Source organism: Haemophilus parainfluenzae, assembly GCF_003252755.1.
Classification (GTDB): domain Bacteria; phylum Pseudomonadota; class Gammaproteobacteria; order Enterobacterales; family Pasteurellaceae; genus Haemophilus_D; species Haemophilus_D parainfluenzae_N.
This window is the reverse complement of the sequence record NZ_QEPT01000004.1, coordinates 81,867-98,768: the sequence shown is the minus strand read 5'-3', so window position 1 is coordinate 98,768 and position 16,902 is coordinate 81,867. Positions and strand designations below refer to the sequence as shown.

Below are 16,902 nucleotides of genomic sequence, written 5' to 3'. Positions count from 1 at the left end.
ATGAAGAATATTCGCAACTTTTCTATTATTGCCCATATTGACCACGGTAAATCGACCCTTTCTGACCGATTAATTCAGACCTGTGGGGGGCTTTCTGATCGTGAAATGGAAGCGCAGGTATTGGATTCCATGGATCTTGAGCGTGAGCGTGGCATTACCATTAAAGCGCAAAGTGTAACCTTAAATTATCAAGCGAAAGACGGTGAAACTTACCAATTAAACTTTATCGATACACCAGGGCACGTGGACTTCTCTTATGAAGTGTCGCGTTCTCTTGCGGCTTGTGAAGGGGCATTGTTAGTTGTAGATGCAGGACAAGGCGTAGAAGCACAAACCTTGGCAAACTGCTACACCGCCATTGAAATGGATCTAGAAGTTGTGCCGATTTTAAATAAAATCGATTTACCGGCAGCGGATCCTGAACGAGTCGCAGAAGAAATTGAAGACATTGTGGGTATTGATGCGATGGAAGCCGTACGTTGTTCGGCGAAAACCGGTGTGGGTATTGAAGATGTATTAGAAGAAATTGTTGCGAAAATTCCTGCGCCAGAAGGTGATCCTGATGCACCGTTACAAGCCTTGATTATTGACTCTTGGTTCGATAACTATTTAGGCGTGGTGTCATTAGCTCGTATTAAAAATGGCGTATTGCGTAAAGGCGATAAAATCAAAGTAATGTCTACTGGACAGGCTTACAACGTTGATCGTTTAGGGATTTTCACGCCAAAACAAGTGGATACGACGGTATTAAATACTGGAGAAGTAGGTTGGGTTGTTTGTGCGATTAAAGATATTTTAGGTGCACCAGTAGGGGATACCTTAACCCATCAACACAATCCTGCAAGCCATGTATTGCCAGGCTTTAAGAAAGTAAAACCGCAGGTTTATGCTGGTTTATTCCCAGTTAGTTCAGACGATTATGAAGCTTTCCGTGATGCGTTAGGTAAATTAAGCTTAAACGATGCGTCGCTTTTCTATGAGCCAGAAAATTCGACGGCTTTAGGTTTTGGTTTCCGCTGTGGATTCTTAGGGCTTTTACACATGGAGATCATTCAAGAGCGTTTAGAGCGTGAATATGATCTTGATTTGATTACCACCGCACCAACTGTAATTTATGAAGTCGAAATGACCAATGGTGAAGTCGTTTATGTTGATAGCCCATCGAAACTGCCACCGTTAAATAATATTGCGGAAATTCGTGAGCCAATTGCAGAGTGTAATATGCTCGTGCCACAAGAATTCTTAGGAAATGTCATTACCCTTTGCGTGGAAAAACGTGGCGTACAAACCAATATGGTGTATCACGGTAACCAAATTGCGTTGACTTATGAAATTCCAATGGGTGAAGTAGTATTAGATTTCTTCGACCGCTTAAAATCAACATCGCGTGGTTATGCGTCTTTGGATTATGGTTTCAAACGTTTCCAAGCAGCAGACATGGTACGCGTGGATATCATGATCAATGGTGATCGCGTTGATGCGTTAGCGTTAATTGTTCATAAAGATAATGCACCTTACCGTGGTCGTGAATTAGTTGAAAAAATGCGTGAACTGATTCCACGTCAACAATTTGATATCGCGATTCAAGCCGCGATTGGTAACCACATTATTGCGCGTTCAACCGTAAAACAATTGCGTAAAAACGTATTAGCAAAATGTTATGGTGGTGACGTGAGCCGTAAGAAAAAACTCTTACAGAAACAGAAAGAAGGTAAAAAACGAATGAAATCTTTAGGTAACGTGGAAGTGCCGCAAGAAGCGTTTTTAGCGATCTTACATGTAGGTAAAGATAAATAGGAAAGTAGAGCAATGTCGAATGTATTTTTTATTCTGTTGTTAGCCGTAGGCTTTGCCGGTTGGAAAGCGTTAGATTATTTCCAACTGCCTAACACATTCAGTATTTTGTTGCTGATTTTGACCGCACTTTCCGGCATTTTATGGTGTTATCACCGCTTTGCTGTGATGCCGAGACGTCGTCGTCAAATCGCACGCGCAGAACAGCGCTCAGGCAAAGCATTAACGGATGAAGAAAAAGCGAAAATTGAGCCTATTTCAGAAGGTTCAGAATTTATTTCTTCGCTTTTCCCTGTGTTATCCGTGGTATTCCTTGTACGTTCATTTATTTTTGAGCCGTTTCAAATTCCATCAGGATCAATGGAAGCGACGTTGCGCGTAGGGGATTTCCTCGTTGTTAATAAATATACTTATGGTATTAAAGACCCTATTTTCCAAAATACGATTATTGAAGGCAATAAACCAGAACGTGGTGATGTGATCGTGTTTAAAGCGCCGGAACAAGCATTACTTCGTACAAGTTTAGGGGCAACGCGAGCGGCTTATGCTGAAAATCTTGCGTTAACATCTAAAAACAATATGTCAGGTGTGGATTACATCAAACGTATTGTGGGTAAAGGCGGTGACCGTATTATCCTTGATGTTGAAAAAAGTGCTTTAACGCTGGTTTATGGTAAAGATGGCAAACCTTGTGAAGTAGATTGTCAAACTAAAGCGTTTGAATATAAACAAGAACCCACAAATCCAGCATTCCCAACGCAAGTGGAATATTTGGAAATCGGTGACGTGACACACAGTATTTTAGTGGAGCCAATGCGCCGTTATTCGGGTATTGAATTCTATCCACAAGAAGGCTTGCCTACAGCAGAATGGATTGTGCCTGAAGGGCAATATTTTGTAATGGGCGATAACCGTGATCATAGTGATGACAGTCGTTTTTGGGGATTTGTACCAGAAAAAAATATCGTGGGTAAAGCCACTTATATTTGGATGAGTTTAGAAAAAGAACCAAATGAGTGGCCAACAGGCTTCCGTTTAGACCGTTTCTTTACAAAAATTAATTAATATGAATCATCTAGATCGACTAGAACGAAAAATTGGTTATCAATTTTCCGATCTAAAAAACTTAAAATTGGCACTGACACACCGCAGTGCCTCCACTCAACATAATGAACGCCTAGAATTTCTAGGTGATTCTATTCTCAATTATGTCATTGCGGATGCGCTTTATCATCAATTCCCTCGTTGTAATGAAGGTGAACTAAGCAGAATGCGTGCAACATTAGTTAGAGAGCCAACTCTGGCAATGCTCGCCCGCAATTTTGAGCTTGGAGATTATATGTCCTTAGGTTCAGGGGAATTGAAAAGTGGAGGCTTTCGTCGAGAATCTATTTTGGCAGATTGTGTGGAAGCGGTAATTGGCGCAATGGCATTGGATTCAAGCTTTGATAAAGCGGCAGATATTGTGCGTAGCTGGTATAAAACTTTACTCGCTGAAATTAAGCCGGGTGATAACCAAAAAGATGCCAAAACACGTTTGCAAGAATATTTACAAGGTAAGCATTTCGCTTTACCAACCTATGAAGTAATAAAAATTGAAGGCGAAGCACATTGCCAAACCTTCACCGTAGAATGTACGGTAAAAAACGTACCAAATATTGACCGCACTTTTATTGCGAAAGGTTCTAGCCGCCGTAAAGCAGAACAAGCGGCCGCAGAACAAATTTTAAAAATATTGGAAATAAAATGACCGAATTAAATCAAGACCAAGAAACCTATTGTGGTTTTATCGCCATTGTAGGCCGCCCAAATGTAGGGAAATCCACCCTGTTAAACAAGATTTTGGGACAAAAAATCTCGATTACTTCTCGCAAGGCGCAAACCACGCGTCACCGTATTGTGGGAATTAAAACAGAAGGCATCTACCAAGAAATTTACGTAGATACGCCGGGACTTCATATCGAAGAAAAACGAGCCATTAACCGTTTAATGAACCGTGCAGCAAGCTCGGCAATCGGGGATGTGGATCTCATTATTTTTGTTGTGGATGGTACACATTGGAATGCCGATGATGAAATGGTGTTAAACAAATTACGTAATGCCAAGGCGCCTGTTGTACTCGCCATCAATAAAGTTGATAACGTCAAGAATAAAGATGATTTGTTGCCATTTATTACTGATTTAGGCAGTAAATTTGACTTTGCTCACATTGTGCCGATTTCTGCGCAACGTGGTAATAATGTGCATCAATTAGAGAAAATTGTTCGTCAGTCATTACGTAAAGGCGTTCACCACTTCCCTGAGGATTATGTAACAGATCGTTCGCAGCGTTTTATGGCGTCGGAAATTATCCGTGAAAAGTTAATGCGTTTCACTGGGGAAGAGCTACCTTATTCGGTAACGGTTGAAATTGAACAATTTAAAGTGAATGAGCGTGGTACTTATGAGATCAATGGCTTGATTTTAGTTGAGCGCGAAGGCCAAAAGAAAATGGTGATCGGTGCTCAAGGACAAAAAATTAAAACCATTGGTATGGAAGCGCGAGCTGACATGGAACGCTTATTTGATAATAAAGTACATCTTGAACTTTGGGTTAAAGTGAAGTCAGGTTGGGCGGATGATGAACGCGCCTTAAGAAGCCTAGGTTATATGGACGAATAAAAAACTTGAGTAGTACTCTATACTATTCTATTATTAGCGAAATTTTTATGTTTACTAATAAAAACAAGGAAATGGTAGATGAGTATCTATGCCTTAAAACCCAAATTTCAGAATTTACTTAGGCCTTTAGTTAGGCAATTAGCAGCAAAAGGCGTAACAGCAAATCAAGTTACGCTAATTGCCTGCTTACTTTCTATTTTATTAGGTGTGGTTCTCGCACTGTTTCCGACATTTTCTTCTCTTTTCTTCCTTATCCCTATTTGGTTGTTTTTGCGTATGGCGTTGAATGCTATTGATGGTATGCTCGCCCGTGAATTCAATCAAAAAAGTCGATTAGGCGGCTATCTTAATGAGATTACTGATGTTGTCTCTGATGCAGCACTTTATCTTCCTTTTGCTTTTGTCGCGCCTTTTGATGGTATTCAAATCTCAAGTATTATTTGGCTTGCGGCGTTGAGTGAATTGTGTGGCATTTTAGGGCAAGTTCAAGGTAAAACGCGCCGTTATGATGGCCCAATGGGGAAAAGCGATCGTGCGTTTGTGTTTGGTGTACTCGGTTTGCTCTATGCGGTGAATGGTAGCTTGCATTCACTTTTCTGGTGGGTAGCCAATATCGTGATTATCTTGCTCATTGTGACTTGTATTAAGCGAGTAAAAAATGGCTTGGCGGAAGTGACTGCGTAATAGGAGCAACTATGTTAGCAAGATTAATCGATTTTTTATTGTGTCGTTTTGCTTCTTTTATTACAGGCGTTCGACCACAAGCCGCAATTGCGGAACAATCTTCAGAAGGGCATCGTGTTTATTTTGCCAATCATAATAGTCATGGGGATTTTATCTTACTTTGGATTTCATTGCCTTATGAAGTGAGAAAGCAAACCCGTCCTGTTGCGGGCAAAGATTATTGGACGAAAGGCGCAATTCGTCGATTTTTAGCCTATAAAGTTTTCAATATGTTACTCATTGAGCGTAATAGCCAAGATCCAAAAGCCGCCATACGACAAATGAGCGAAGCATTAGTCAATGATTCACTGATTATCTTCCCTGAAGGAACTCGCAAGATGGATGATGATTTACCACTTCAGCCGTTTAAAAGCGGATTGTTCTATTTCGCAAAAGAAAATCCCGATTGCGAATTTGTGCCCGTTTGGATTAGCAATATGAATAATGTTTTACCAAAAGGTTTTATTTTACCAATACCATTGTTATGTGATCTTTATGTTGGCGAACCATTAAAGATTGAGAACGGAGAGGCTAAAGAGGGCTTTTTAACACGCACTCAATCGGCATTATTAAGTTTAAATGTCAGTGAAAAAGGCAAATCTTAGGAGCAAATGATGACAGAAATATGGCAACTCTTCGGTGGTTTATTTATCGCCTTAATTTTTGCTTCCTCAGTGGGATATATTTTAAAACGCAGAGCTGGCGTGGATACACCGAATAGCGTTATTGATAACCTGAATGCTCGCATCAATGCTTGGTGGGTGATGATTGGGATTATCTTTATTGCGAGTTTGTTGGGCTTTTATGGCGTAATAGGGCTCTTTTTGATTATTTCATTTATGGGATTGCGTGAGTTTCTTTCTCTATTGAATATTCGTCGAGGCGATCATCTTGCGCTAGCCGCTTGTTTTTATGTGATCTTGCCATTGCAATATTTTTTAGTCGCCATTGATTGGTTTAGCATGTTCACGATTTTCATTCCCGTGTATGGCTTTTTATTTTTACCGATTCTTTCGGCATTACTGGGTGACCCAGCGAATTTCTTAGATCGTTCTACGAAAATTCAGTGGGCATTGATGATTAGTGTCTTCTGTATTTCACATATTCCGGCTTTACTGACACTTAGTATTTCAGGTTATGAAGGAAAAAATCTTTTATTAATGATCTTCTTAATCTTGGTAGTACAGTCAAGTGATGTGTTGCAATACGTTTGGGGTAAACTTTTTGGTAAGCACAAAATTGCACCAACTTTATCGCCATCTAAAACGGTAGAAGGTTTTGTTGGTGGGGTATTAAGCGCAAGTTTATTAGGTATGTTGCTTCATTGGCTGACACCATTTAACGCATGGCAGGCCTTTTTAATGAGTTTGTTAATTTGCTTAATGGGATTCTTAGGAGGACTTGTGATGTCTGCAATGAAACGCAGTATGGGCGTGAAAGACTGGGGAAATATGATCAGTGGCCATGGCGGGATTTTAGATCGTATGGATTCGCTTTGTTTCTCTGCACCAATTTTTTTCCATGTGGTGCGCTATTTTTGGGCTTAGTTATGAATCATGAAATAAAAAAGAGCGGTTAATTAACCGCTCTTTTTTATTATTGACGATAAGTTTCTAAGAATCGTGCCAATTTACCAATGGCTTCTTCTAATTGGCCAGTATAAGGAAGTGTCACGACACGGAAGTGATCCGGTGAATGCCAGTTAAACCCTTTACCATGCACGAGAAGTACTTTCTCTTTACGTAATAAATCGAGCACAAATTTTTCATCACTATGAATGTTGAATTTTTGGATATCGAGTTTCGGGAACATATACATCGCCCCCATTGGTTTTACGCAACTAATACCCGGGATTTGAGTCAGTAACTCATAGGCTTTATTGCGTTGTTCCAGCAAACGACCACCAGGTTGAACAAATTCATTAATACTTTGATAGCCACCTAATGCGGTTTGAATGGCGTGCTGCATTGGTACGTTTGCACATAAACGCATAGATGCCAGCATATCTAAGCCTTCAATATAGCCTTTGGCATGTTGTTTTGGCCCATTTAAAATCATCCAACCTTGGCGGAAACCTGCGACACGATACGCTTTTGATAAACCATTGAATGTAATCGTTAATACATCTGGTGCAAGGGCGGCAATATGATGGTGAACAGCACCATCGTAGAGAATTTTGTCATAAATTTCATCCGCAAAAATAATCAGATTATTTTCACGTGCAACTTGGATAATTTCTTTGAGTAACTCTTTGCTATAAACCGCACCTGTCGGGTTGTTAGGGTTGATCACGACGATCGCTTTAGTTTTGGCATTGACTTTCGCGCGAATATCATCAATAGCAGGGAACCAGCCCGCTTCTTCATCACATAAATAATGTACTGCTTTTCCGCCAGCAAGCGTCACAGCCGCTGTCCATAATGGATAATCTGGCATTGGGACTAATACCTCATCGCCATCATTAAGAAGGGCTTGCATTGACATGGTAATTAATTCAGATACACCATTCCCGATGTATACATCATTTACTGTCGCATCATGAATACCTTTAGATTGATAGTATTGCACGATAGCTTTACGTGCAGAATACAAACCTTTGGAATCGCAATAACCTTGTGCAGATGGTAGGTTGCGGATCACATCGACTAAAATTTCATCTGGCGCTTCAAAGCCAAATGGGGCAGGGTTACCGATATTTAGTTTTAAGATTTTGTTACCTTCTTCTTCTAGGCGTAAAGCTTCTTTGTGAACCGGTCCGCGAATATCGTAGCAAACGTGTTCTAATTTGTCTGATTTCGGAAAAGATCTCATTAATAACATCCTATGATAATTAGATTTTCATTCAAAAATTACGTCTAATTTACGCTTAAATTCTTATCTTGAAAAGATTTAATAAAAAAATTTTTTGAATGTATTAAAGTGCGGTAGAATATGGGCTAATTTTTTGTGTGTTTTATTATTTTTCATGGGCCCTTTAGAACAAGCTAAATCTGAGCTAATTCGCCAGTTTGAAACCTTGGTGACAACTGATCAGCAATCCGCTATTGCACGTCTTCAGACGAAGATGAAATTGGGTGTTGATCTTTTGGCATGGATGAAGGGGCAACTTGTTTATCCACAATTTTATTTACGTTTTCGTGATGAAGATAAAACCGTCGCAGCGGTGGGGAAAGTGCGGTCATTTTCAGATGTGAATTTGGCACAGCAATTTATCCAAGAACACGATTTCCCTTTAGTCGGTGGTTTACAGTTTCAAGGTGAAAGCCAGTTTATTTTGCCTCAAGTTTTAATTGAACAACAACATGGCGAGACTGAGATTTCAGTTTTTGTTGAAACAAATGAGCTTAATCTGGCAAAAGCGGTATTGAATTCATTCGAAAAAACGACCGCACTTTTACCACTTAATCAATTAACCATCGAAAGCATGGTGCCAAAAGCAAACCAAGAAACGTGGTGCGATTGGGTCAATCAAGCACTCAGTCGAATTCGACAAGGGGAATTAACCAAGCTTGTTTTGGCGAATGAAACCGTGTTTGGTCTTCAGGGTGAGTTAAACGGAAAAGATTTTCTTGCAGCAAGCCAAGCAAAAAATAGTGGTTGTTACCATTTTTTATGGGCAGATAATGCTGAACACTGTTTTGTAGGTTCGACGCCTGAACGCTTATTCGCACGAGATGATCGTCAGTTATTTACGGAGGCGCTTGCGGGCACAGCACCTGTTAGTGATAATCCAAGTGAAAACGATGAACGTGCGAATTGGCTGTTAAATGATGAAAAAAACCTCAATGAAAACTGGTTGGTAGTTGAGGATATTTCACAAAATATCAGTCACTTAGTGGAACAAATTACCGTTGATGATGTCGCATTAAAGTCATTACGCAAAGTGCAGCATTTGATTCGAAAAATGCAAGCAAAATTGACCGCACTTTGTACGGATGCCGATTTACTGAAGGCGATTCATCCAACGGCAGCAGTATCAGGTTTACCACAGCAACAAGCGAAGAAAGCTTTGGCTGAAATAGAAACTTTTGATCGTCGTTGGTATGCTGGAACATTAGGTGTGATGAGTCAACATCTCTCAGAATTTTGTGTCACCATTCGTTCGGCTTTTATTGAAGAAAACCAAGTACGTGTATTTGCTGGCGCGGGGATTGTGGAAGGCTCACAACCTGTAGAAGAGTGGTTAGAAATTGAACGTAAAGCGGCAGGGCTGATTTCCCTGTTTGCAGAGAATAACGGAGAATAAGAAGAATGTCTGTAAGCGTATTTAATCGTTGTTGGTCAAAGGTGATCTTAGAAACCTTGGTTCGCCAAGGCGTGAGTCACTTTTGTATTGCGCCAGGTTCACGCTCAACACCTTTAACGCTAGAAGCTGTGCGTTTACAAAATGCTTCTCGTGCAACGTGCCATAGTCACTTTGATGAACGTGGTTTAGGCTTTTTTGCGTTGGGGATTGCAAAATCTACTCAAGCGCCTGTTGCCGTGATTGTCACCTCGGGTACTGCAGCAGCAAATTTATATCCTGCGATTATTGAAGCTCGTCAAACAGGCGTGAATTTAATTATTCTTACCGCTGATCGCCCACCTGAATTATGGGAGTGTGGGGCGAATCAAGCTATCGTGCAACAAAATATGTTTGCCGATTACCCAGTGGCAAGTGTCAATCTACCGAAACCTCAGGCAGATTATGCGGCAAAATGGTTAATTTCTACGTTAGAACAAGCTTGCTATAAACAAAAACAACAACCAGGCGTGGTGCATATCAATGTGCCTTTTGCAGAGCCACTTTATAATGCGCAAGAACAAGAAATTGACAGTCATCCTTGGTTAATGCCAATTCAACGTTGGTTAAGTCAGCCTAAAAATTGGGTCGATCATCAACCATTACAGCAAGAAGTGTTAATGCACGAGAATTGGGATACTTGGCGTACAAAACGTGGTGTGATTGTGGCAGGACAATTGACACCTGAACAAGCGATGGGCATTAACTCATGGGCAAATACCATGGGCTGGATTTTGCTTACGGATATTCAATCAGGTGTAGAACCTCTCATGCCTTATGCAGATATTTGGCTAGCAAACCAAACGGTGAAGCAAAAATTACTTCAAGCTGATATCGTGATTCAATTTGGTTCTCGTTTTATCAGTAAACGGATTAACCAATTCTTAGCGGAATTCCAAGGCGAATTTTGGGTGGTGGAGCAAAGTCAAAATGCAGTTGATCCAAACCACCATACGCAAACTCGCTTTAACGCCAAAGCTCATCATTGGTTGCGTGCACACCCGCCATTGCGTCAAAAGCCTTGGTTGCTCGAACCTCTGGCACTTTCAAAATTCTGTGCAACCTTTATCGAACAACAAGTCGGTGGCAATCTTAATGAAGCCTCATTAGCACATCATATTGAGCGTGTTTTACCTTACAACGGTATTTTGTTCTTAGGAAACAGTCTTTTTGTGCGTTTGGTTGATGCGTTAACCAAATTACCTGAAGGGTATCCGATTTATACCAACCGTGGTGCAAGTGGAATTGATGGCTTATTAGCCACGGCTGCAGGTATCGGTATCGGTGCCGATCAACCTGTGGTGGCCATGATTGGCGATACGTCTGCGCTTTATGATTTGAACTCTTTAGCCTTATTTAAGAATGTCACTCAACCAACTATTATTTTTGTGATCAACAATAATGGTGGCGCAATCTTTGATATGTTGCCAGTGGATGAAGAGGTGAAAGAGCAGTTCTATCGCTTGCCACATAATGGTGATTTCTCTCAAGTCGCCGCAATGTTTGGTTTAAAATATGCTTTACCTTACACTTGGGCAGATTTAAGCTCCGTGTTAAAACAAGCTTATACTCGCCGCCGTGCGACATTAATTGAAATCAAAACAAATCCAAGTGATGGCAGCGCAACCTATAAGCGCTTGATTGAACAAATCAGCCACGCGGTGATTGGTGAATAATTTTTTTCCCCTCTTATATAGAGGGGATTTCTTTATATGGCATTATTATGATGAATCTTGTTTTTCTCCATGGCTTATTAGGTACGAAATCAGATTGGCAAAAAGTCATCGAAAATCTACCGCACTTTCGTTGTCTCTCTCTCGATTTACCGTTTCACGGTGAGAATAAAGCTGTTGCCGTTGAAGATTTTGAGCAAACCGCTCAGTGCCTTGAAGAACAAATTCAACATCTCATAAAAAATGAGCCTTATATTTTAATCGGTTATTCACTTGGTGGACGAGTCGCACAATATTATGCACTGCACGCGAAAGTGAAAATAGGGCATTTAAAGGCAGTCATTTTAGAAGGGGCGAATTTAGGTTTACAATCTGAACAAGAAAAACAAAGCCGTCTAGTCAATGACAACATGTGGGCTGAGCGTTTTTTCCATGAAAAGCCTGAAACCGTGCTCGAAGATTGGTATCAACAACCTGTTTTTTCTCATTTAAATGAACAGCAACGTAAGGCATTAATTGAAAAGCGAAAAGCCAATTGTGGGGCAAATATTGGTCATATGTTATTAGCCACTAGTCTTGCTAAACAGCCTGATTTTCGCGAGAAAGTGCGGTCAAGTTTGCTGCTATTTTTTTATTTTTGTGGTGAACGAGATCAGAAGTTTCGTCAAATGGCAGAGGCTAATCAACTCAATTTAACGGTTATTCCTGATGCAGGCCATAATGCCCATTTAGAAAATCCAATATATTTTGCTAAAAAAATCGAAAATATTGTATTAAAAATTGCTCAATCTTAGGGGAAATGCTAGGATTTAACCCTTTCATTTTATTTAACTCTTAAGGAAGCAAAATGTCCTCACAACTTCGTAATGATCCATTTAAGGTTGCTTTGGCATCCATGGTGGGTACTGCAATTGAATTCTTCGATTATTATATCTATGCAGCGGCTGCAGTATTAGTTTTTAACACGCAATTCTTCCATAGCGGTGATCCGCTTTCAGATGATTTACTTTCTCTTTCCACATTAGCCTTAGCGTTCTTTGCTCGTCCAATTGGCTCCGCTTTATTTGGGCACTTTGGTGATAAGATTGGTCGTAAGAAAACCTTGGTCGCCTCTTTGGTTTTAATGGGCGGCTCTACGGTCGTTATCGGTTTATTGCCGACTTATTCTCAAATTGGTATTTGGGCACCGATTTTGTTATGTATTTGCCGTGTCGGTCAAGGTATTGGTCTTGGTGGTGAATGGGGTGGTGCCGCTTTAGTGGCAACAGAAAATGCGCCAGAAGGAAAACGTGCTTGGTATGGCACATTCCCTCAATTAGGTGCACCAATTGGTTTATTTGTGGCTAATGCAACCTTCTTCTTAGTGAGCTATTTCTGGGGGCAACAAGCCCTTGTTGAGTGGGCATGGCGTATCCCGTTTGTTTCTTCTTTAGCCTTAGTTTTAGTTGGGTTGTATGTTCGTTTAACTTTACATGAGAGCCATGTCTTCGTTGAAGCGGAAGAAAAAGGGAAAAAATTAAAAGCACCGGTGAGTGTGGTATTTACTAAACACTTTAAACCGATGGTGATTGGTACCTTTATTATGGTGGCGACTTATTCCTTGTTCTATATTATGACTGCCTTTGCTCAAGCGTATTCTCGTACACCGGCAACCCTTTCAGAAGCGGGCTATCCTATGGGGTTAGGCATTCCTGCCAATACCTTCACGGGATTACTTTTAATGAGTGCGATCGTTTTTGCGATTTTTATCAGTATTTCAGGTCTTTATGCAGATAAAATCGGTCGTCGCAAATGGTTAATTTGGACAACGGTCAGCATTTTAATTTTTGCATTATGTATGCCATTATTCCTTGGAAACGGTACACCAGCTTCTGTATTTGCTTTCTTAGTAATTGGTATGGCATTAATGGGTATGACATTTGGTCCAATGGCGGCGTTATTACCTGAATTATTCCCAACGGAAGTACGTTATTCTGGCGCTTCTTTAGCCTACAATATTGCATCCATTATCGGGGCAACCATTGCGGCAATGATTTCATTAAAAATCAATGCACTTTATGGCTTAATGGGCGTGGGGATTTATTTAGCCATTAATGCATTCTTAACCTTGTTAGCGTTATTAGCCTCAAAAGAAACGAAAAACGTTGATTTAACGCAAATCTAGTGACAAATTGATAATGAAAAGCTGATGTGAATAACATCAGCTTTTTTATTTATTGAAAGGAAGTAATAAAAAAGAGCGTATTGCTACGCTCTCAGATTACAAAAGTGCGGTTAAAAAACAGTATGTTTTTATGAAATGAATTAATCTTCACCCCATACTTCTTTAGCAATTTCTTCAACGTAACGGACTTTTGCCCATTGCTGTGCTTCCGTCATGATATTCCCTTCTTCGGTTGACGCAAAACCACATTGTGGGCTTAAGCAAAGCTGTTCAAGTGGAACATATTGAGTCGCTTCTTCAATGCGAGCTTTAATAGCCGCTTTATCTTCTAATTCAGGGAATTTTGAACTGATTAAACCTAATACAACACGGCCTTTGTGTGGATTATTGGCAAAGTGTTTTAATGGTTCAAACCCACCAGAACGTTCGTCATCATATTCAAGGAAGTAGCCATCGTATTGGGTTTGGCCGAATAACGCATCCGCAATAGGATCGTATGCTCCGGTTAATAAATAAGTTGAACGGAAATTGCCACGACAAACATGCGTTGTGATAACCATATCTGCTGGTTTAGCAGCTAATACAACTTGAATATTTTCAAGCGCTTGTGCTTTATCCGCTTCAAATTCTGGTTTTAAGTGATTGTTACAGAGTGAGCCCCAATACACATCATCAAATTGTAAATAACGACAGCCAGCATCATAGAAGGCTTTAATTGCATCTTTATACGCTTGTTGAACATCTTTGGCAAATTCTGCACGTGTCGCATAAACGCCTGTATCCCATTGGATTGGATACATTAATTGATTAGGACTAGGGATGGTATATTTTACGATGCCACGATCCCCAACAATGTCTTTTAATTTTTTGAAATGTTGGATAAATGGATGGTTTGGATTCCAAGATACTTTACCGCAGCAGCGAGTATTGTAAGGTTTGGTTTCCACGCCATTAAATTTATAACCATGTTCAGGGTGATAACCTTCGATGCCATTTAGGTTTTCTAAGAAATCAATATGCCAAAATGCACGGCGATATTCCCCATCTGTGATCACTTGAATACCGGCATCTAACTGTGCTTGTACTAATTTAGCAATTTCTTGATCTTCAACTTCCGTTAATTGTTCACGCGAAAGTTCGCCTGCTGCAAATTTTGCACGGGCTTCTTTTAAAGGTTGAGAACGTAAGTATGAGCCCACAGTATCAGCGTGGAAGGGAAGTGTTTTTGATGTCATGTTTATATCCTTTTTTAATTTTAGTATGGTGATTTTAACGTAAGGATATTTCATGATCAAAGTAATGATTTTTTCATTCATGATGAAAATAATTAATGCAGAGAGAGATTAGCTTTCAGCAATTCCCATCGCACAAACGGCAGCCGAACTCCATGCCCATTGAAAGTTATAACCACCTAACCAGCCGACGACATCTAGCACCTCACCGATAAAATAGAGACCTTTAATCTTTGTCGCTTCCATGGTTTTGGATGAAATCTCATGGGTATCAACACCGCCCATCGTGACTTCAGCCGTGCGGTACCCCTCAGTGCCATTAGGAATGAATTGCCAGTTGTGGATTAAATTCTCTAAATTTTCTAACCGCACTTTACTTAAATTTGCGATCACTTCATCTTTAATCAAACCTTGCTCTAGCCAAAGTTCGACTAATTTCTTCGGCAATAAGCGACTTAATACAGTCTTTAACTGCAATTTAGGTGAAGATTGACGCATCTCATCCAGGTGATGACGAATATTGTTATAAGGCAATAAATCTAAATGAATGCTTTCACCCGGTTGCCAATAATTGGATATTTGCAAAATGGCAGGACCAGATAAACCGCGATGGGTGAATAGCATTTGATGAGTAAAGGTTTTGTTTTGATTCGTTGCAGCTACATCTAATGAAACGCCAGAGAGTGCCGAGTAGAATTTGTCACTTTCTCGCCATGTGAATGGGACAAGGCTTGCACGTGGAGGAATCACATTTAACCCAAATTGTTCTGCAATTTGATAGCCAAAAGGCGAAGCGCCTAAGCCAGGCATGGAGAGCCCACCTGTGGCGATAATTAAATTCTGGCATTGCCATTCAACCGCATTTACCTTTAATTTGAACCGCACTTTAGGGTCGTTTTCAACGGCTTCGACATCACTCACTTCGCTGCGTAGTTGAATATGAACACCGTATTTGTCACATTCCGTTCCGAGCATCTTCACGATATCTTCTGCACCGTTATCACAAAATAACTGACCTAATTCTTTTTCGTGGTAAGGAATGCCGTACTCAGCAACTAAAGCAATAAAATCCCATTGTGTATAACGTTTTAAGGCGGATTTGACGAAGTGTTTGTTTTGGCTGATATAACGGCCAGATGTGATTTCCATATTGGTAAAATTACAGAATCCGCCACCAGACATTAAAATTTTTCGGCCAATTTTCTTACCGTTATCAAAAATGGTGGCTTGTTTGCCCAGCTTTCCTAACTGTGCGGCACAAAATAAGCCGGCAGCACCGGCTCCAATAATGATATTTTCTGAATAATGAGACATAGCTTATTGTGAGGTTTGTCCTTTTTCAAAATAGTCTATCATTTTGATTCGTTGGATAACAGTACGACGATCCACGGCTGCATTACCCGAGTCTAATAATTGCTGCCAATAAGCTTTGGCTTTTTCAGCTTCATGATTTTTAAAAGCTTCAGTCGCCAATAATGTGATTACCGAGATTTCATGTTTATCTTGTTTTAACGCCTCATCCATTATTTGCTGGATTTGTGGTGTGATATTTTGACCTGCTTGATAATAAAGTGCGGTCGCTTTTAAGCCTAAAATAGCCGGGGTTGTGCCTGAAATTTTTTCTGCATTACTATAGGCGATGAGCGCATGATCAAATTCATCATTTTGCATATAAGCATCACCTAGCTGAGCCCAAAGCTCAGGGTTATTCACATCTTCTCGAATTTTATTTTGAATTTTGAGCACCATATCTTCTTTTTGATGTACCATTGATGTATCTGCTTTTTTATTAGCAAGCTCAATCATCTCTTTTTCGCCTTGTTGAACGCGCTCAAAACGATCAAGGGAGAAGTAATAACTTAAAGGAAGAATTAATAAAATAGCAAAGACCCAAATGGCGGATTTGGTTTCAAATTTGACCGCACTTTTTTCTTCTTTATGGGCTGTATGAGGTTGATTTTCGAATTGTTTTCGCTCACCTTCTGATTTTTTAGTAGAAAATAAAATTAACGCAAAAGCCCCGATTAATAACAAAATAGGCAATAGCCAGAGTAGTGCCGTATTCCATTGGAAAGGGGGCTTATAGTTCACGAAATTACCGAAACGAGCTGTCATCGTGTCGATAATTTGCTGATTCGATTTTCCTTCATCTACCATTTTATAGACTTCAATACGTAAGTCATAAGCAATTGGCGAATTGGACTCAACTAGGTTCTGATTCTGACATTGTGGGCAACGTAAGGATTTTGCCAGTTCAACAGCACGAGTACGATCGGCTTGGTTTTTAAACGCATAGGTATCCACCATTTCTGCGTGAGCAAAAAGGGTGAAAGTCAGTAAAAGTGCGGTCAAAAATCGGGTTAATTTTTTCAT

At 40.2% G+C, this 16,902-nt stretch carries 15 protein-coding genes; 11 read left to right on the top strand and 4 right to left on the bottom strand.

The window, feature by feature from the left end; all coding sequences use genetic code 11:
- The 7 genes from lepA (at position 1) to DPV95_RS06395 (ending at position 6,725) form a co-directional block, all read left to right on the top strand.
- Positions 1–1,797 carry a translation elongation factor 4 gene (lepA, locus tag DPV95_RS06425; protein ID WP_032804033.1) on the top strand — a complete coding sequence of 599 codons (1,797 nt, stop codon included), beginning with the start codon at positions 1–3 and terminating at the stop codon, positions 1,795–1,797.
- Positions 1,798–1,809: 12 nt separating this feature from the next.
- On the top strand, positions 1,810–2,859 hold the full coding sequence (gene lepB / locus DPV95_RS06420; RefSeq protein WP_005697919.1) for a signal peptidase I: 1,050 nt from the start codon (positions 1,810–1,812) through the stop codon (positions 2,857–2,859).
- A gap of 1 nt (position 2,860) precedes the next feature.
- Positions 2,861–3,544 carry a ribonuclease III gene (gene rnc / locus DPV95_RS06415; protein ID WP_005695524.1) on the top strand — a complete coding sequence of 228 codons (684 nt, stop codon included), beginning with the start codon at positions 2,861–2,863 and terminating at the stop codon, positions 3,542–3,544.
- A complete protein-coding gene (gene era / locus DPV95_RS06410; protein WP_049379962.1) occupies positions 3,541–4,455 on the top strand; it encodes a GTPase Era in 915 nt (304 codons plus the stop codon). Before rnc ends, era begins: the two co-directional genes overlap by 4 nt.
- A gap of 78 nt (positions 4,456–4,533) precedes the next feature.
- Positions 4,534–5,139, top strand: coding sequence for a CDP-alcohol phosphatidyltransferase family protein (locus DPV95_RS06405; protein WP_005700008.1), 606 nt, complete (start codon positions 4,534–4,536; stop codon positions 5,137–5,139).
- A gap of 11 nt (positions 5,140–5,150) precedes the next feature.
- Positions 5,151–5,783 carry a lysophospholipid acyltransferase family protein gene (locus DPV95_RS06400; RefSeq protein ID WP_111406832.1) on the top strand — a complete coding sequence of 211 codons (633 nt, stop codon included), beginning with the start codon at positions 5,151–5,153 and terminating at the stop codon, positions 5,781–5,783.
- Between the two features lie 9 nt (positions 5,784–5,792).
- Positions 5,793–6,725, top strand: coding sequence for a phosphatidate cytidylyltransferase (locus DPV95_RS06395; RefSeq protein ID WP_207974263.1), 933 nt, complete (start codon positions 5,793–5,795; stop codon positions 6,723–6,725).
- A gap of 49 nt (positions 6,726–6,774) precedes the next feature.
- Here the strand turns inward: DPV95_RS06395 and DPV95_RS06390 are convergent, their stop codons facing one another.
- Positions 6,775–7,989 carry a pyridoxal phosphate-dependent aminotransferase gene (locus DPV95_RS06390; RefSeq protein ID WP_111406830.1) on the bottom strand — a complete coding sequence of 405 codons (1,215 nt, stop codon included), beginning with the start codon at positions 7,987–7,989 and terminating at the stop codon, positions 6,775–6,777.
- Positions 7,990–8,143: 154 nt separating this feature from the next.
- Between DPV95_RS06390 and DPV95_RS06385 the strand changes: the two genes are divergently transcribed.
- From DPV95_RS06385 to DPV95_RS06370, 4 genes are read left to right on the top strand one after another with little or no spacing between them, the layout of a single operon-like run.
- Positions 8,144–9,424 (top strand): isochorismate synthase, encoded by a 1,281-nt coding sequence (locus DPV95_RS06385; protein ID WP_049367227.1) that lies wholly within the window; start codon positions 8,144–8,146, stop codon positions 9,422–9,424.
- A 5-nt stretch (positions 9,425–9,429) separates the two neighbouring features.
- Positions 9,430–11,136 (top strand): 2-succinyl-5-enolpyruvyl-6-hydroxy-3-cyclohexene-1-carboxylic-acid synthase, encoded by a 1,707-nt coding sequence (gene menD, locus DPV95_RS06380; protein ID WP_049384513.1) that lies wholly within the window; start codon positions 9,430–9,432, stop codon positions 11,134–11,136.
- A 47-nt stretch (positions 11,137–11,183) separates the two neighbouring features.
- Complete coding sequence (gene menH, locus DPV95_RS06375) at positions 11,184–11,927, top strand: 2-succinyl-6-hydroxy-2,4-cyclohexadiene-1-carboxylate synthase (protein ID WP_111406829.1); 744 nt, start codon at positions 11,184–11,186, stop codon at positions 11,925–11,927.
- A 53-nt stretch (positions 11,928–11,980) separates the two neighbouring features.
- Positions 11,981–13,297 carry an MFS transporter gene (locus DPV95_RS06370; protein ID WP_070776069.1) on the top strand — a complete coding sequence of 439 codons (1,317 nt, stop codon included), beginning with the start codon at positions 11,981–11,983 and terminating at the stop codon, positions 13,295–13,297.
- Between the two features lie 140 nt (positions 13,298–13,437).
- On the opposite strand, the gene DPV95_RS06365 is transcribed toward DPV95_RS06370, so the two are convergent.
- The 3 genes from DPV95_RS06365 to nrfF all read right to left on the bottom strand — a co-directional run bounded on the left by DPV95_RS06365 (position 13,438) and on the right by nrfF (position 16,902).
- Entirely contained in the window at positions 13,438–14,532 is a 1,095-nt protein-coding gene (locus DPV95_RS06365) for a 5-methyltetrahydropteroyltriglutamate--homocysteine S-methyltransferase (RefSeq protein WP_111406828.1), read from the bottom strand.
- 108 nt (positions 14,533–14,640) lie between these two features.
- Positions 14,641–15,843 (bottom strand): BaiN/RdsA family NAD(P)/FAD-dependent oxidoreductase, encoded by a 1,203-nt coding sequence (locus DPV95_RS06360; RefSeq protein ID WP_111406827.1) that lies wholly within the window; start codon positions 15,841–15,843, stop codon positions 14,641–14,643.
- Between the two features lie 3 nt (positions 15,844–15,846).
- Positions 15,847–16,902 (bottom strand): heme lyase NrfEFG subunit NrfF, encoded by a 1,056-nt coding sequence (gene nrfF / locus DPV95_RS06355; protein ID WP_111406826.1) that lies wholly within the window; start codon positions 16,900–16,902, stop codon positions 15,847–15,849.

Bases quoted from the DNA above. Each gene is read 5' to 3' on its own strand.
- lepA (WP_032804033.1), top strand. From the start codon at position 1: ATGAAGAATATTCGCAACTTTTCTATTATTGCCCATATTGACCACGGT.
- lepB (WP_005697919.1), top strand. From the start codon at position 1,810: ATGTCGAATGTATTTTTTATTCTGTTGTTAGCCGTAGGCTTTGCCGGT.
- rnc (WP_005695524.1), top strand. From the start codon at position 2,861: ATGAATCATCTAGATCGACTAGAACGAAAAATTGGTTATCAATTTTCC.
- era (WP_049379962.1), top strand. From the start codon at position 3,541: ATGACCGAATTAAATCAAGACCAAGAAACCTATTGTGGTTTTATCGCC.
- DPV95_RS06405 (WP_005700008.1), top strand. From the start codon at position 4,534: ATGAGTATCTATGCCTTAAAACCCAAATTTCAGAATTTACTTAGGCCT.
- DPV95_RS06400 (WP_111406832.1), top strand. From the start codon at position 5,151: ATGTTAGCAAGATTAATCGATTTTTTATTGTGTCGTTTTGCTTCTTTT.
- DPV95_RS06395 (WP_207974263.1), top strand. From the start codon at position 5,793: ATGACAGAAATATGGCAACTCTTCGGTGGTTTATTTATCGCCTTAATT.
- DPV95_RS06390 (WP_111406830.1), bottom strand. From the start codon at position 7,989: ATGAGATCTTTTCCGAAATCAGACAAATTAGAACACGTTTGCTACGAT.
- DPV95_RS06385 (WP_049367227.1), top strand. From the start codon at position 8,144: ATGGGCCCTTTAGAACAAGCTAAATCTGAGCTAATTCGCCAGTTTGAA.
- menD (WP_049384513.1), top strand. From the start codon at position 9,430: ATGTCTGTAAGCGTATTTAATCGTTGTTGGTCAAAGGTGATCTTAGAA.
- menH (WP_111406829.1), top strand. From the start codon at position 11,184: ATGATGAATCTTGTTTTTCTCCATGGCTTATTAGGTACGAAATCAGAT.
- DPV95_RS06370 (WP_070776069.1), top strand. From the start codon at position 11,981: ATGTCCTCACAACTTCGTAATGATCCATTTAAGGTTGCTTTGGCATCC.
- DPV95_RS06365 (WP_111406828.1), bottom strand. From the start codon at position 14,532: ATGACATCAAAAACACTTCCCTTCCACGCTGATACTGTGGGCTCATAC.
- DPV95_RS06360 (WP_111406827.1), bottom strand. From the start codon at position 15,843: ATGTCTCATTATTCAGAAAATATCATTATTGGAGCCGGTGCTGCCGGC.
- nrfF (WP_111406826.1), bottom strand. From the start codon at position 16,902: ATGAAAAAATTAACCCGATTTTTGACCGCACTTTTACTGACTTTCACC.